The sequence below is a fragment of the Streptomyces sp. NPDC051136 genome, assembly GCF_044455745.1.
Classification (GTDB): Bacteria; Actinomycetota; Actinomycetes; order Streptomycetales; family Streptomycetaceae; genus Streptomyces.
In genome coordinates, this window is record NZ_JBITFE010000012.1 from 88235 (window position 1) to 101730 (window position 13496).

13 protein-coding genes are annotated in these 13496 nt (G+C 72.7%); 7 read left to right on the forward strand and 6 right to left on the reverse strand.

Features of this window, described 5'->3' with window-relative positions; all coding sequences use genetic code 11:
• Nucleotides 1-60 precede the first annotated feature (60 nt).
• Both ACIBCJ_RS30555 and ACIBCJ_RS30560 read right to left on the reverse strand, forming a co-directional pair.
• The gene (locus ACIBCJ_RS30555; RefSeq protein ID WP_362104321.1) at nt 61-774 is read right to left on the reverse strand and encodes a winged helix-turn-helix domain-containing protein; all 714 of its coding nucleotides are present in this window, start codon (nt 772-774) and stop codon (nt 61-63) included.
• 57 nt (nt 775-831) lie between these two features.
• Nucleotides 832-1473: a TetR/AcrR family transcriptional regulator gene (locus ACIBCJ_RS30560; RefSeq protein WP_362104323.1), complete on the reverse strand. Its 642-nt coding sequence runs from the start codon at nt 1471-1473 to the stop codon at nt 832-834.
• An 89-nt stretch (nt 1474-1562) separates the two neighbouring features.
• On the opposite strand from ACIBCJ_RS30560, the gene ACIBCJ_RS30565 reads away from it, so the two are divergent.
• The 3 genes from ACIBCJ_RS30565 to ACIBCJ_RS30575 all read left to right on the forward strand — a co-directional run bounded on the left by ACIBCJ_RS30565 (nt 1563) and on the right by ACIBCJ_RS30575 (nt 3907).
• The gene (locus ACIBCJ_RS30565; RefSeq protein WP_362104325.1) at nt 1563-2714 is read left to right on the forward strand and encodes an acyl-CoA dehydrogenase family protein; all 1152 of its coding nucleotides are present in this window, start codon (nt 1563-1565) and stop codon (nt 2712-2714) included.
• A gap of 118 nt (nt 2715-2832) precedes the next feature.
• Complete coding sequence (locus tag ACIBCJ_RS30570) at nt 2833-3147, forward strand: YiaA/YiaB family inner membrane protein (protein WP_362104327.1); 315 nt, start codon at nt 2833-2835, stop codon at nt 3145-3147.
• Nucleotides 3148-3262: 115 nt separating this feature from the next.
• On the forward strand, nt 3263-3907 hold the full coding sequence (locus ACIBCJ_RS30575; protein ID WP_362507180.1) for a TetR/AcrR family transcriptional regulator: 645 nt from the start codon (nt 3263-3265) through the stop codon (nt 3905-3907).
• On the opposite strand, the gene ACIBCJ_RS30580 is transcribed toward ACIBCJ_RS30575, so the two are convergent.
• On the reverse strand, nt 3898-4359 hold the full coding sequence (locus ACIBCJ_RS30580) for a MaoC family dehydratase (RefSeq protein ID WP_362104331.1): 462 nt from the start codon (nt 4357-4359) through the stop codon (nt 3898-3900). The two genes, ACIBCJ_RS30575 and ACIBCJ_RS30580, sit on opposite strands and share 10 nt — an antisense overlap.
• A gap of 127 nt (nt 4360-4486) precedes the next feature.
• Here ACIBCJ_RS30580 and soxR point away from each other — a divergent pair, with 127 nt between their 5' ends.
• Entirely contained in the window at nt 4487-5005 is a 519-nt protein-coding gene (gene soxR / locus ACIBCJ_RS30585; protein WP_365980636.1) for a redox-sensitive transcriptional activator SoxR, read from the forward strand.
• A gap of 62 nt (nt 5006-5067) precedes the next feature.
• Here the strand turns inward: soxR and ACIBCJ_RS30590 are convergent, their stop codons facing one another.
• Nucleotides 5068-5805, reverse strand: coding sequence for a 3-keto-5-aminohexanoate cleavage protein (locus ACIBCJ_RS30590; protein ID WP_365980635.1), 738 nt, complete (start codon nt 5803-5805; stop codon nt 5068-5070).
• 91 nt (nt 5806-5896) lie between these two features.
• Nucleotides 5897-6499 carry a hypothetical protein gene (locus ACIBCJ_RS30595; RefSeq protein WP_362104337.1) on the reverse strand — a complete coding sequence of 201 codons (603 nt, stop codon included), beginning with the start codon at nt 6497-6499 and terminating at the stop codon, nt 5897-5899.
• 222 nt (nt 6500-6721) lie between these two features.
• Between ACIBCJ_RS30595 and ACIBCJ_RS30600 the strand changes: the two genes are divergently transcribed.
• Nucleotides 6722-9529 (forward strand): penicillin acylase family protein, encoded by a 2808-nt coding sequence (locus ACIBCJ_RS30600; protein ID WP_365980634.1) that lies wholly within the window; start codon nt 6722-6724, stop codon nt 9527-9529.
• Nucleotides 9530-9545: 16 nt separating this feature from the next.
• Here ACIBCJ_RS30600 and ACIBCJ_RS30605 read toward each other — a convergent pair whose 3' ends face one another.
• Nucleotides 9546-10805, reverse strand: coding sequence for a DUF1343 domain-containing protein (locus ACIBCJ_RS30605; protein WP_362104341.1), 1260 nt, complete (start codon nt 10803-10805; stop codon nt 9546-9548).
• A gap of 241 nt (nt 10806-11046) precedes the next feature.
• Between ACIBCJ_RS30605 and ACIBCJ_RS30610 the strand changes: the two genes are divergently transcribed.
• Both ACIBCJ_RS30610 and ACIBCJ_RS30615 read left to right on the forward strand, forming a co-directional pair.
• Entirely contained in the window at nt 11047-11817 is a 771-nt protein-coding gene (locus tag ACIBCJ_RS30610) for an SDR family oxidoreductase (protein ID WP_362104343.1), read from the forward strand.
• On the forward strand, nt 11814-13484 hold the full coding sequence (locus tag ACIBCJ_RS30615; protein WP_365980633.1) for an AMP-binding protein: 1671 nt from the start codon (nt 11814-11816) through the stop codon (nt 13482-13484). Before ACIBCJ_RS30610 ends, ACIBCJ_RS30615 begins: the two co-directional genes overlap by 4 nt.
• Nucleotides 13485-13496: the final 12 nt, after the last annotated feature.

The following is a 13496-nucleotide window of genomic DNA, read 5'->3' on the forward strand; positions in this document are numbered from 1 at the left end:
TGAGCCCGGGGCCGACGCCGGTGCCGGACGCGGTACCGACGGTGACGCGGTGATCGCGGCTCAGCGCAGGACCGCCGCGTCGATGCCCAGCAGTTCGGACAGCGCCCGCTCTCCCGCGGGCGTCACCTTCACCGCCCGCTCCGAGCCGATGCGCAGGCACCAGCCCGCGTCCAGGGCGTGCCGGCACAGGGCCGCGCCGGCCACACCCGCGAGATGGGGACGGCGTTCCGTCCAGTCCAGGCAAGCCCGGGCCAGAGGCCGGCGGCCGGTGGGCCGCAGCGGGATGCCGGCGGCGTCGAACCAGCCGAGACCCGCGTCCGTGAGTGCGAAGCCGGTGTCCTGGCGCAGCAGCCCGCGTCCGGTCAGCGCGTCGGTCACCGCGATGCCGAGCCGCCCGGCCAGATGGTCGTAGCAGGTGCGCCCCCGGGCCATCGCGGACCCGGCGCTCGACGCCCGCAGGGTGCGCGGACGCCGGGCGGCGGCCTGCGGGGCCACCTGCGCCGCCAGGTCCTCCACCAACTGCGCCACCCGGTCGTCGGCCAGCCGCACGTACCGGTGCCGTCCCTGCCGTTCCTCGGCGAGCAGTCCGCCCGCGACGAGCTTGCCCAGGTGCTCGCTCAGCGTCGACGCGGCGACCCCGGCGTGCCGGGCCAGCTCACCGGCGGTCCACGCCCGCCCGTCCAGCAGTGCCAGCAGGCAGGCGGCGCGCGTCTCGTCGGCGATCAGCCCGGCCAGGCGGGCGAGCCCGGGTGCCCCGGCGTCCTTCTCGGTCATGCGTCCCAGGATGCGCCACGCACGGTTCGGCGGGCACCGAAGTGTCGTCGGTGCCCCTCAGGCGTCCTGCGCGACCTGCGCGTACTGCTGCGCCAGCCCGTCCAGCAGCGCCGTCAGGCCGGTCTCGAAGGCGCGCTCGTCGATCTTCTCCTGCTGCTCCGCCAGGAGGTGGGCCTGCTGGAGGTGCGGGTAGTCGGCGGGGTCGTAGGCGCCGGCGTCGTCCACGAAGCCGCCGGCGAAGGAGCCGAGTGCCGAGCCCATGATGAAGTACCGCATCAGCGCGCCGATCGAGGTGGCCTGCGCCGGCGGCCAGCCCGCCCGGACCATCGCGCCGTAGACCGCGTCCGCGAGGTGCAGCGCGGCCGGGCGGCGGCCGGGACCGTGGGCCAGCACCGGCACGATGTTGGGGTGGTCGCGCAGCGCCGTCCGGTAGGAGACGGCCCACTCGCGCAGCGCGGTCCGCCACTCCCGGCCGTCCTCGAACATCGACAGGTCGACCTGCGCGCTCACCGAGTCGGCGACGGCCTCCAGGATCTCGTCCTTGGTGCGGAAGTGGTTGTAGAGCGAGGGCCCGCTGACCCCCAGTTCCGCGGCCAGCCGGCGCGTGGAGACGGCCGTGAGGCCCTCCGCGTCCACCAGGGCGCGGGCCGTCTCGACGATCCGGTCGGTGCTGAGCAGGGGCTTGCGCGGTCGGGCCATGGCGCACATAGTAGGGCTGCGGCTTTAAACTAGCAGTGCTAATTTAAAGGTCCGGTGTTCAAGATCCGTCTTCTGTGGGGTGACTCGGCATGAATCTGGAGCTCAGCGAGGAGCAGAGCGCCGTACGGCAGCTCGCGCGGGACTTCGTGGCGCGCGAGATCGCCCCGCACGTGATCGCCTGGGACCGCGCCGAGGAGGTGGACCGGGGGATCGTGAAGAAGCTCGGCGAGGTCGGCTTCCTCGGCCTCACGATCGACGAGGAGTACGGCGGGTCCGGCGGCGACCACCTCGCCTACTGCCTGGTCACGGAGGAGCTGGGGCGCGGTGACAGCTCCGTGCGCGGCATCGTCTCCGTCTCCCTCGGCCTCGTCGCCAAGACCGTCGCCGCCTGGGGGAGCGAGGAGCAGAAGCGGCGCTGGCTGCCGGGGCTCACCTCGGGCGAGTACGTCGGCTGCTTCGGCCTCACCGAGCCCGGCACCGGGTCGGACGCGGGCAGCCTCGCCACCCGCGCCGTGCGCGACGGCGACGACTACGTCGTCAACGGCACCAAGATGTTCATCACCAACGGCACCTGGGCCGACGTCGTCCTGCTCTTCGCCCGTTCCACCGACGCCCCCGGGCACAAGGGCGTCTCCGCCTTCCTCGTGCCCACCGACACCCCCGGCCTGACCCGCCGCACCGTCCACGGCAAGCTCGGGCTGCGCGGCCAGGCCACCGCCGAACTGGTCCTGGAGGACGTCCGGGTCCCCGCCTCCGCGATGCTGGCCCCCGAGGGCAAGGGCTTCACGGTCGCCATGTCGGCCCTCGCCAAGGGGCGGATGTCGGTCGCGGCCGGCTGCGTCGGCATAGCCCAGGCCGCGCTGGACGCCGCCGTGAGGTACGCGGGGGAGCGCGAGCAGTTCGGGAAGACCATCGCCCACCACCAGCTGGTCCAGGAGCTGATCAGCGACATCGCCCTCGACGTGGACGCGGCCCGGCTGCTGACCTGGCGGGTCGCCGACCTGATCGACCGCGGGCAGCCCTTCACGGTCGAGTCATCCAAGGCCAAGCTCTTCGCCTCGGAGGCCGCCGTCCGCGCCGCCAACAACGCCCTCCAGGTCTTCGGCGGCTACGGCTACATCGACGAGTACCCGGCCGGCAAACTGCTCCGCGACGCCCGCGTGATGACCCTCTACGAGGGCACCAGCCAGATCCAGAAGCTGGTCATCGGGCGCGCGCTCACCGGGGTCTCGGCCTTCTGAGCGCCGGGCTCCGGGCGCGGGCTCCCGAGTACCCGGATTCTGAGTACCCGGATTCTGAGTACCCGGACTGAGTACCGCGGCGGATGTGGCCCCGGCCACGTCCGCCGATCCTTGTCCCATGAGTGAGACTCCGGTCAAGCAGCAGACCACGGCGGCCTTCTACGGTCAGGCCGTGGCGTCGTTCGCGGTGGCCATGGCCGCCACCGCCATCGGCATCTACCAGCTCCAGGCGAACGCATGGGTGCGCGGCTTCCTCGCCATCGCCGTCCTGTACCTGGTCACCTCCGCCTTCACGCTCGCCAAGATCATCCGGGACCGCCAGGAGGTGGGGCAGATCGTGAGCCGGGTGGACCAGGCGCGGCTGGACAAGATCCTCGTCGAGCACGACCCCTTCCACCAGCCGGGCGGCGCCCCGGCGCAGCAGCGGCCCTGATCGGAACGACGCCCCCCGGCACCCGCCCGGACCTCGTCCGCCGGGCAGGCCCTAAGCGCCCGCTCAGCTTCGGCGGTATGGTGGTGCTCCTGTCACCGAGAGGGGCGAACGAGCGATGAGTACGGCGGCCGAGACGACGGGCGGCGACATCGAGCCGTGGGAAGAGGTCACGCCTGACGCGGCCAGGCGGCTGCTGGTCGCCGCCGTGGAGGCGTTCGCCGAGCGCGGGTACCACGCGACCACCACCCGCGACATCGCCGGGCGGGCCGGCATGAGCCCGGCCGCGCTCTACATCCACTACAAGACCAAGGAAGAGCTGCTGCACCGCATCAGCCGGATCGGCCACGACCGGGCGGTGGGCATCCTGCGGACGGCCGCCCAGGGCGAGGGCGGCGCCACCGAGCGGCTCGCCGACGCCGTGAGCTCCTTCGTGCGCTGGCACGCCGGACGGCGCACCACCGCCCGGGTGGTGCAGTACGAGCTGGACGCGCTCGGCCCCGGGGCCCGCGAGGAGATCCTCGCGCTGCGCCGCCAGTGCGACGCCGCCGTGCGCGGCATCATCGAGGACGGCGTGGCGACGGGCGAGTTCGACGTGCCGGACGTCAAGGGCACGACGCTGGCTGTGCTGTCGCTCTGCATCGACGTGGCCCGCTGGTTCAACGTGAACGGCCCCCGGACGCCCGACGAGGTCGGCGCGCTCTACGCCGACCTCGTCCTGCGGATGGTGGGGGCCGAACCCTCCGGCTCCGCTCAGAGGTAGTAGCGGGAGACCGACTCGGCGACGCACACCGGCTTGTCGCCGCCCTCGCGCTCCACGGTGAAGGCGACGCTCACCTGGATGCCACCGGTGACGTCCTCGACGCCGGTGATCGTCGCCGTGGCGCGCAGGCGCGAGCCGACCGGCACGGGGGAGGGGAAACGGACCTTGTTGGTGCCGTAGTTGACGCCCATCTTCACGCCCTCGACCCGGATCAGCTGCGGGCCGAAGAGCGGGAGCAGCGACAGGGTCAGATAGCCGTGCGCGATCGTGCCGCCGAAGGGACCCGTGGCCGCCTTCTCGGGGTCCACGTGGATCCACTGGTGGTCCCCGGTCGCCTCGGCGAACAGGTCGACCCGCTTCTGGTCGACCTCCAGCCAGTCGGTGTACCCGAGCTGCTCGCCCACCGCCGCCTTCACCTCGTCGGCGGACGCGAAGATCCTCGGCTCTGCCATGTCCCGGCCTCCCAAGTCGTACTGGTCCCAGCGAATCCGTACCAGTCTAAGCGACTGCTTAGCATGCTGGTAGGCGGAGTCCATGTCAACGGACCGGACGGGTGACGGGGTCGGTAGGCTTCGAGAGGTGCCCCAGATTCCCGAGAAGATCCACGAGCTCACGGTCGGCCAGCTCGCCGCGCGCAGCGGTGCCGCCGTCTCCGCCCTGCACTTCTACGAGTCCAAGGGACTGATCAGCAGTCGCCGCACCTCGGGCAACCAGCGTCGCTTCGGCCGTGACGCGCTGCGCCGGGTCGCCTTCGTCCGCGCCGCTCAGCGCGTGGGCATCCCGCTGGCCACGATCCGCGAGGCGCTCGCCGCACTGCCGGAGGAGCGCACGCCGACCGAGGAGGACTGGGCCCGGCTCTCCGAGTCCTGGCGCTCCGAACTGGACGAGCGCATCAAGCAGCTCAACCGGCTGCGCGACCACCTCACGGACTGCATCGGCTGCGGCTGTCTGTCCCTGGAGACCTGCGTCCTGTCCAACCCCGACGACGTCTTCGGTGAACGCCACACCGGCTCCCGCCTGCTCGTGGAGCGCCGGGGGACCGCCACCACCCCCTCCGGCGGCGGCCGGCCGAGTCCCGCGCGGGACCGCGGCGAGTGACCGCGCGGCGAGTGACCGCGCGGCAAGTGACCGCGCGGTGAGTGGCGCGGGCCTACGGGGCGTCAGCCGGCGCCCCTGCGGGCCGAGGTCCACTCCGCCAGCGCCGCGGTGACCAACTCGGCGTTGGAGGCGGCCCGGGTACCGTCCGGCAGCGACAGGGTGTCCTCCAGGCCGATCCGGGTCGCCAGGCCCAGCCGGCCGGCCAGGCGCAGCACCGGCCAGGCGCCGCCGTCCTCACCGTGCAGCAGGACGGGGCGGCCGTGCGCCGTGCCGAGATCGGTCAGCAGGGCGCGCGCCGCCTCCCGGGCGGTCGCCGGGTCGGTGTCGGTCACCTCCGCGAGGACCCGCAGCACCCGGGGCCCGAGCGGTGAGCGCAGGAAGCGCGCCGCACCGTCCGTGCCGGACCAGATGCCCGCCTCCACCGCGACCCCGCGCCCGATCAGCGCGGCGGCGACCTCCTCGGCGCCCGGCTCGTGCCAGTTGACCGACGCGTGGTCGGGCAGCACCGGCCAGCTCCGTATCCGCGCCACCCGGGCCGCCGGGTCGGGCTCGGCCCAGGCGCCCGTCGTGACGCCCACCGGCACCGACGACGGGACCCGCGCCCTGATCGCCTCCAGCGTCGCCGCGAGCACGCGCGGCGACAACGTGTCCCGCCCGCACGGCGTCTTCGGGTGGACATGGACGTCATCGGCCCCGGCCGCGACCGCTTCGGCCACCGACGCGGCGACCGCCTCCGGCGACAGCGGCACCACCGCGCCGTCGGCGCTGCCCCGCGCCCCGTTCACACACAACTGCACCATTCCCCCAGGGTGCCCGGTGCCTCCGACAACGCCCGCCGTAGCGTGAACCGGCCACCGGGGGGTGCGGCATCCCCGGCGCACCCCCGGGCGGCTAGGCCGACATCAGCAACCGGTCCCGGCGGGCCTCCGCCCGCGCGGCCGGAGTCAGGACGGGCCGCGGCACGAGGATCCCGCAGTCCGCGCAGACGGGGCCCGTCGAAGGCTCGTGGTCCAAGTCGTACTTCCAGTACAGGCGTTCCCCGTCGCACACCGGACAGACCGACCCCGGCTCACGCTCCAGCGCCGCGATCAGCCGACGCAGCACCTCCGCCAGCGGCCCGTCGGGGTGGACCCGGGGATCGTCGCACCAGGCCACCCCGAAACCGCCCCAGGTCAGCCGGTGCCAGTCGTCCACGCTGCCCGGCCTGCGCAGCCCGTCGTGCTTCTCCTTCCTGCGCCGCTCGGCGAACCCGGCCTCGTAGGCGAGCCACACCGAACGCGCTTCCTCCAGCTCCTCCAGTGCGGCCACGAGCCGCGCTGGGTCGGGGGAGCGGTCCTCGGGACCGAACCCGGCCCGGGAGCAGAGATGGTCCCAGGTCGCCCTGTGCCCATAAGGGGCAAAACGCTCAAGACACTTGCGCAGTGAGTAGCGCCGCAGCGCCAGGTCGCACCGTGGATCGCGGACCTGTCTCGCCAGACTTCGGAAACCGGCCATCGCCCTGCACCTCCGTCACATCTGCACCTGTACTTCGGTCACTTCGGCGTCGTCGAGGAGACGTCGCCGAATAGACGTATCGACAACCGATTCGGCTCCATCCGATTTCCGATGCCCCTCGTCCGCCGATCCATCCGCTTCCAAAAAGTGACGCATGTTCACCTTCCCACTCGGGGATACCGGCGGTAACGTCCCGCCACACCCTCGTCGGGAGGAGCTGCCATGCCACGGCGCACCCCACGCAACGCCCTTGACAGACTGAGAACTCCCCGCGGCTTCCACGGGTTCCTGAAGACCGCATCCGTATGCGCCCTCATTGCCGGAGTTTTGTCACCCCTTTCCCCGGCGATGGCCGCCGGGACCGGGCCCGCCGAGGCCGCGGCCGCCCGGGCCGCCGCCGACGACCACTGCGGCGGGCAGTGTTCCGACGTCCTGCCGCCCGGGCAGAGCGGCAACGCGACGCTCGCCCAGATCCTCCTCAACCAGGCGTTCGGCACCCAGCCCGCGCACGCCGAGGACCAGCTCGGCCCGTACGCGAAGCTGGCCACCGGCTACTCCGGCCTCACCAACGACAAGATCAACGACTTCTTCAACGACGCCTCCTTCGGCGTCCCCGCCGGTCAGGCCGCCTCCACCGTCCGCCCCGCCGGACGCGACGACGTGACCATCGTCCGGGACAAGAAGACCGGCGTGCCGCACATCACCGGCACCACCCGCTACGGCACCGAGTTCGGCGCCGGATACGCCGCGGCCCAGGACCGGCTCTGGCTCATGGACCTCTTCCGCCACGTCGGACGCGGCCAGTTGACCCCGTTCGCGGGCGGCGCCCCCGCCAACCAGGGCCTGGAGCAGCAGTTCTGGCGCAGCGCCCCGTACACCGAGGCCGACCTGGAGGCGCAGATCGAGAGCGCCGCCGCCAAGGCCGGAGAGCGCGGCGAGCTGGCCCTGGCCGACGTGGACGCCTACGTCGCCGGCGTCAACGCCTACATCGACGCCTCCGACAAGGGCCGTTACTTCCCCGGTGAGTACGTCCTGACCGGCCACAAGAACGCCATCACCAACGCCGGGACCATCGACCACTTCCAGCGCAGCGACCTCATCGCGCTCGCCTCCGTCATCGGCTCCCTCTTCGGCGCCGGAGGCGGCGGCGAGGTCAACAACGCGCTCTCCCTCCTGGCCGCCCAGGAGAAGTACGGCGTCGCCGAGGGCACGAAGGTCTGGGAGTCCTTCCGCCAGCGCAACGACCCGGAGGCCGTCCTCACCCAGCAGGACGGCAGCTTCCCGTACCTGCCCACCCCGGACGACCCGCAGGGCCGCGCCCTGCCCGACTCCGGGTCCGTCCGGGCGGAGCCCCTGGTGTACGACCGCACCGGCAGCGCCGGCGCCGCGGGCGCGACCGGTGCCTCCGCGAAGGCGGCGGACACGGCCGTGACCTCGGCGCGGCGCGGCATGTCCAACGCCCTGGTGGTCAGCGGCGAGCACACCGCGAGCGGACACCCGGTCGCCGTCTTCGGACCGCAGACCGGCTACTTCGCCCCGCAGCTGCTGATGCTCCAGGAGATACAGGGCCCCGGCATCAGCGCGCGCGGCGCCTCCTTCGCGGGACTGAGCATGTACGTCGAACTCGGCCGGGGCCAGGACTACGCCTGGAGCGCGACGACCTCGGGCCAGGACATCATCGACACCTACGCGGTCGAGCTGTGCCAGGACGACTACCACTACCTCTACCGCGGCACCTGCACGCCCATGGAGAAGGTCGAGCGGCGCAACGCCTGGAAGCCGACCGTCGCCGACTCCACCGCGGCCGGCTCCTACACGATGCGCGTCTGGCGCACCAAGTACGGCCCGGTCGAGTCCCGCGCCACCGTCGGCGGCAAGAAGGTCGCCTACACCACCCTGCGCTCCTCCTACCTCCACGAGGCCGACTCGATCATCGGCTTCCAGATGCTGAACGACCCGGACTACCTGAACGGTCCCGAGCGCTTCCAGGGCGCCGTCCAGCACATCAACTACACCTTCAACTGGTTCTACGCCGACTCCGAGCACACCGCGTACTACAACAGCGGTGACAACCCGGTGCGCGCGAACGGCGTCGACGCCGAGTTCCCGGTCTGGGCGCGCCAGGCGTACGAGTGGCAGGGCTGGGACCCGGCCGCCAACACCGCCCGGTACACGGGCACATCCGCCCACCCGCAGTCGGTCGACCAGGGCTATTACGTGTCCTGGAACAACAAGCAGGCCAAGGACTACCCGGCCGCGTCCTGGGGCAACGGCTCCGTCCACCGCGGCAACCTCCTCGACGACCGCGTGAAGAAGCTGGTCGCGGCGGGCGGCGTCACCCGCACCGCGCTGGTCGGGGCCATGGCCGAGGCGGGCCTCGCCGACCTGCGGGCCGAGGACGTCGTGCCCGACCTGCTGAAGGTGGTCGAGTCCGCGCCGGTGACCGACCCGGCGGCGAAGTCGGCCGTGGACGGGCTCAGGGCCTGGCTGTCCGCGGGCGGCCTGCGCACCGAGACCTCGGCGGGCTCGAAGAAGTACGCCCACGCCGACGCGATCCGCACCCTGGACGCCTGGTGGCCGCTGCTGGTGAAGGCCGAGTTCGAACCCGGCCTCGGCAGCGACCTGTACACCGCCTTCACCCGGAACCTGCCCGTCGACGAGTCCCCGTCCGCCGCCCACGGCCCGACCGGCGCGCACGCCGGCAGCGCCTTCCAGTACGGCTGGTGGAGCTACGTCGACAAGGACATCAGGTCCGTGCTCGGCGAGTCCGTCAAGGGCCCGCTGGCACACCCGTACTGCGGCGACGGCGACCTCGCCGCCTGCCGGGACACCCTGGTCAGCACCCTCAAGGAGGCGGCGGGCCGCACGGCCGCCCAGGTCTATCCCGGCGACGACAACTGCTCGGCCGGGGACCAGTGGTGCGCCGACTCGGTGATCCACCGGACCCTCGGCGGCATCAAGCACGGCGGCATCAGCTGGCAGAACCGGCCGACCTACCAGCAGGTCGTGGAGTTCACCTCCCACCGGTGACCGGCCGGCAGCGGCCTCAGCGGTAGAGCAGGTACTGGCGGCGGGTCCTTCGGAACGCCGCCAGTTCCCTCTCCCAGCCGTCCACCACCTCGTCGGTGTCCGCGCCCGCGTCGATCATCGTGCGCACCCGCGTGGAACCGGTGAGCTTGTCGATCCAGTTGTCCGGCCGCCAGGCGAAACCGTCCCAGGTCCGCTTCGCGGTCACCAGCAGGGCGATCCCGGTGCGCACCGGGTCGAACGCGGCCCGGTCGTGCACGTGGAGCTGCACACCCCCGACGGTCTTCCCCTGGAACTTGGAGAAGGTGGGGGCGAAGTACGCCTCCCTGAAGCGCACCCCGGGCAGGCCGGCCTCGTTCGCGGCGGCGGCCCAGCCCCCGTCGATCCCCTCGGCGCCCAGCAGCTCGAACGGGCGGGTGGTGCCGCGGCCCTCGGAGAGGTTCGTGCCCTCGAACAGACAGGTCCCCGAGTACACCAGGGCGCACTCCGGCGTCGGCATGTTCGGGCTCGGCGGCACCCAGGGCAGCCCGGAGGCGTCGTAGAACTCCGAGCGCTTCCAGCCCGTCATCGTCACCGTCTCCAGCGGCACCGGCGACGTCAGGAACTCGCCGTTGAAGAGCAGCGCCAGCTCCGCGACGGTCATGCCGTGCGCCTGCGCGATCGGCTGCCGCCCGACGAAGGTCGCGAACTCCTTGTGCAGGACCGGCCCGAGAGCCGCCCGCCCGGTCACCGGGTTCGGCCGGTCCAGGACCACGAAGCGCTTCCCCGCGAGCGAGGCCGCCTCCATGCAGTCGAACAATGTCCAGATGTACGTGTAGAAGCGCGCGCCCACGTCCTGGATGTCGAAGACGACCGTGTCCACGCCGGACGCCGTGAACACGTCCGCGAGCGGCTGCCCGCTCTTCAGGTACGTGTCGTAGACCGGCAGCCCGGTGGCGGGGTCGTCGTAGCGGCCCTCGGAGCCGCCCGCCTGCGCCGTGCCCCGGAAGCCGTGCTCGGGCCCGAAGACGGCCGTCAGATTCACCCGGCCGTCGGCGTGCATGACGTCGACGATGTGGCGCACGTCCCGGGTGATGCCGGTCGGGTTGGTGACGATGCCGACCTTCTGCCCGTCGAGCGGGGCGTAGCCACCGTCGGCGAGGCGCTCGAAGCCGGTGCGCAGCCGGCGGCCCCCGTGCCCCGCCGGGGCCGCGTGTGCCGGGCCCGCCGGCGCGGCGGCGGCGGTGCCGGCCGCCACCGCGGCCGTGGTGGCGAGCAGATTCCGTCTGGACAGCGTCATGCGGTGACCTCCGTGATCGCGGCGGGTGTCATGCGCACGCACGCTAACCCGCACCCCGGGGCCCGGGGAATGGAGTAGACCGCGGTTCGCCTCTTCCGTACGACATACCGACTGGTTAGTCTGGCGCTGCGGCGGGGCCGCCGCGGATGTCGCCGGCGGCGTCGTGCCGCTTCACCGCCGCGCCGTCGCGTGCCGCAGTCGTGCCGCGGCCGGCGTGCCGCAGTCGTGCCGAAGGAGACCGATGGTGGAAGCCGTGCAGGATGCCGGAGTCGTCGTCACCGGGGCGGGAGGCGGCATCGGGGCCGCGCTGGCCCGGCGCTTCGCCGCCGAGGGGGCCAGAGTCGTCGTCAACGACCTGGACGCCGACCGGGCCAAGGCCGTCGCCGACGAGATCGGCGGCATCGCCGTCCCCGGTGACGCCTCCGCGGTCGTCACCGAGGCCCGCGAGGCGCTGGGCGGCACCGTCGACGTGTACTGCGCCAACGCGGGCGTCGGCTCGGGCGGTACGGAGGCCGCCGAGGAGGCCGTCTGGGCCCTGGCCTGGGACGTCAACGTCATGGCCCACGTCCGCGCGGCCCACGAGCTGATCCCCGACTGGCTGGAGCGCGGCAGCGGCCGCTTCGTCTCCACCGTCTCCGCCGCCGGACTGCTCACCATGATCGGCGCCGCCCCCTACAGCGTCACCAAGCACGGCGCGTACGCCTTCGCCGAGTGGCTGTCCCTGACCTACCGCCACCGCGGGATCAAGGTCCACGCCATCTGCCCGCAAGGGGTGCGCACCGACATGCTCACGGCCAGCGGCAGCGCGGGCGACCTGGTGCTGCGGCCCACCGCGATCGAACCGCGGGACGTGGCGGACGCCCTCTTCAAGGGCATCGAGGAGGACCGCTTCCTGATCCTGCCGCACCCCGAGGTCGCCGAGTACTACCAGGCCCGGGCCACCGAACCCGACCGCTGGCTGCACGGGATGAACCGGCTCCAGCGGCAGTGGGAGGAGGCGGCGGCCCGATGACCGGCTCCCGCTACGCCGCCAAGCCCTGGCTCGGCCTGCTGACCGACGCGCAGAAGGCCCCGCTTGACCCCGACGCCTCCCTCGTCCACGCCCTGCGCCGGGCCGCATCCGAGGCACCCGACCGCGTCTTCCTCGCCTACTTCGACGGCCGCCTCACCTACCGCGAGGTGGACGAGCTGAGCGACTCCGTCGCCGGGCACCTCGCCGCGCGCGGCCTGGAGCGCGGCGACCGGGTCGCGGTCCTGCTGCAGAACTCCCCGCACTTCGTGCTCGCCGTGCTGGGCGCGTGGAAGGCGGGGGCGGTCGTCGTGCCCGTCAACCCGATGTACAAGTCGGGGGAGGTCGGCCACGTCCTGCGGGACGGCGAGGTGGCCGCCCTGATCTGCTCCGACCGGGCCTGGGCGTCGTACCTGCGCGAGACGGCCGCCGGCTCGCCGGTGCGGATCGTGCTCACCGGGTGCGAGCTGGACTTCCAGACCCGCCGGGACGCGCGCGTGCTGACGTTCGAGCGGCAGCCGGACGCCTCCGACGCCGACGACCTCGCCCGGGTGGCCCGCGCCGGGCACCGGGCACCCGGGGGCCGTGACCCGCAGCCCGGTGACACCGCGCTCATCAGCTACACCTCCGGCACCAGCGGCACCCCCAAGGGCGCCACCAACACCCACCGCAACATCATGTACAACGCCGAACGGCAGCGCACCGGGCTCGGCCTGCCCGCGGCGCCGGTCTACTTCGCGCTGGCCCCGCTGTTCCACATCACCGGCATGGTCTGCGAGTTCGGGGCCTGCCTCAACAGCGTGGGCACCCTCGTCCTGGCGTACCGCTTCGAGGCGGGAGTCGTCCTCGACGCGTTCGCCGAGCACCGGCCGCACTACACGGTCGGGCCGTCCACGGCCTTCATGGCGCTCGCCGCCCACCCCTCGGTCACCCGGCAGCACTTCGCGTCCTTCGCCAACATCTCCTCGGGCGGCGCCCCGCTGCCGCCCGCCCTGGTGGAGAAGTTCCGTGCGGGCTTCGGCCCGTACATCCGCAACGGCTACGGACTCACCGAGTGCACCGCGCCCTGCGCCTCCGTACCGCCGCACCTGGAAGCACCCGTGGACCCCGTCTCCGGGACCCTGGCCGTCGGCGTGCCCGGGCCCGAGACCGTCGTGCGGATCGTCGACGACCAGGGCGCCGAGGTGCCGTTCGGGGAGCAGGGCGAGATCGTCGTCAGCGGGCCGCAGGTCGTGCCCGGCTACTGGCGCCGCCCGGACGCCACCGCCGAGACCTTCCCCGGCGGCGAACTGCGCACCGGGGACATCGGCTTCATGGACGCCCGGGGCTGGCTCTACGTCGTCGACCGAAAGAAGGACATGATCAACGCCTCCGGCTTCAAGGTCTGGCCGCGCGAGGTCGAGGACGTGCTCTACACCCATCCCGCGGTGCGCGAGGCCGCCGTCGTCGGCGTGCCGGACGGGTACCGCGGGGAGACCGTCAAGGCGTACATCAGCCTCCGGCCGGGCGCCGACACGGCCCCGGACGCCCTCGTCGCGTACTGCGAGGAGAGACTGGCCGCCTACAAATACCCGCGCCAGGTGGAGATCCTGCCCGAGTTGCCGAAGACGGCGAGTGGGAAGATCCTCCGTCGGGAACTGCGTTCCGGAAGCAGCGGGACGCAGCAGTGAACGGACAGTGAA

Coding starts and splice junctions, on each gene's coding strand:
- ACIBCJ_RS30610 (WP_362104343.1), top strand. CDS start 11,047: ATGGTGGAAGCCGTGCAGGATGCCGGAGTCGTCGTCACCGGGGCGGGA.
- ACIBCJ_RS30595 (WP_362104337.1), bottom strand. CDS start 6,499: ATGGCCGGTTTCCGAAGTCTGGCGAGACAGGTCCGCGATCCACGGTGC.
- ACIBCJ_RS30605 (WP_362104341.1), bottom strand. CDS start 10,805: ATGACGCTGTCCAGACGGAATCTGCTCGCCACCACGGCCGCGGTGGCG.
- ACIBCJ_RS30565 (WP_362104325.1), top strand. CDS start 1,563: ATGAATCTGGAGCTCAGCGAGGAGCAGAGCGCCGTACGGCAGCTCGCG.
- ACIBCJ_RS30555 (WP_362104321.1), bottom strand. CDS start 774: ATGACCGAGAAGGACGCCGGGGCACCCGGGCTCGCCCGCCTGGCCGGG.
- ACIBCJ_RS30615 (WP_365980633.1), top strand. CDS start 11,814: ATGACCGGCTCCCGCTACGCCGCCAAGCCCTGGCTCGGCCTGCTGACC.
- ACIBCJ_RS30590 (WP_365980635.1), bottom strand. CDS start 5,805: ATGGTGCAGTTGTGTGTGAACGGGGCGCGGGGCAGCGCCGACGGCGCG.
- ACIBCJ_RS30575 (WP_362507180.1), top strand. CDS start 3,263: ATGAGTACGGCGGCCGAGACGACGGGCGGCGACATCGAGCCGTGGGAA.
- ACIBCJ_RS30580 (WP_362104331.1), bottom strand. CDS start 4,359: ATGGCAGAGCCGAGGATCTTCGCGTCCGCCGACGAGGTGAAGGCGGCG.
- ACIBCJ_RS30570 (WP_362104327.1), top strand. CDS start 2,833: ATGAGTGAGACTCCGGTCAAGCAGCAGACCACGGCGGCCTTCTACGGT.
- ACIBCJ_RS30560 (WP_362104323.1), bottom strand. CDS start 1,473: ATGGCCCGACCGCGCAAGCCCCTGCTCAGCACCGACCGGATCGTCGAG.
- ACIBCJ_RS30600 (WP_365980634.1), top strand. CDS start 6,722: ATGCCACGGCGCACCCCACGCAACGCCCTTGACAGACTGAGAACTCCC.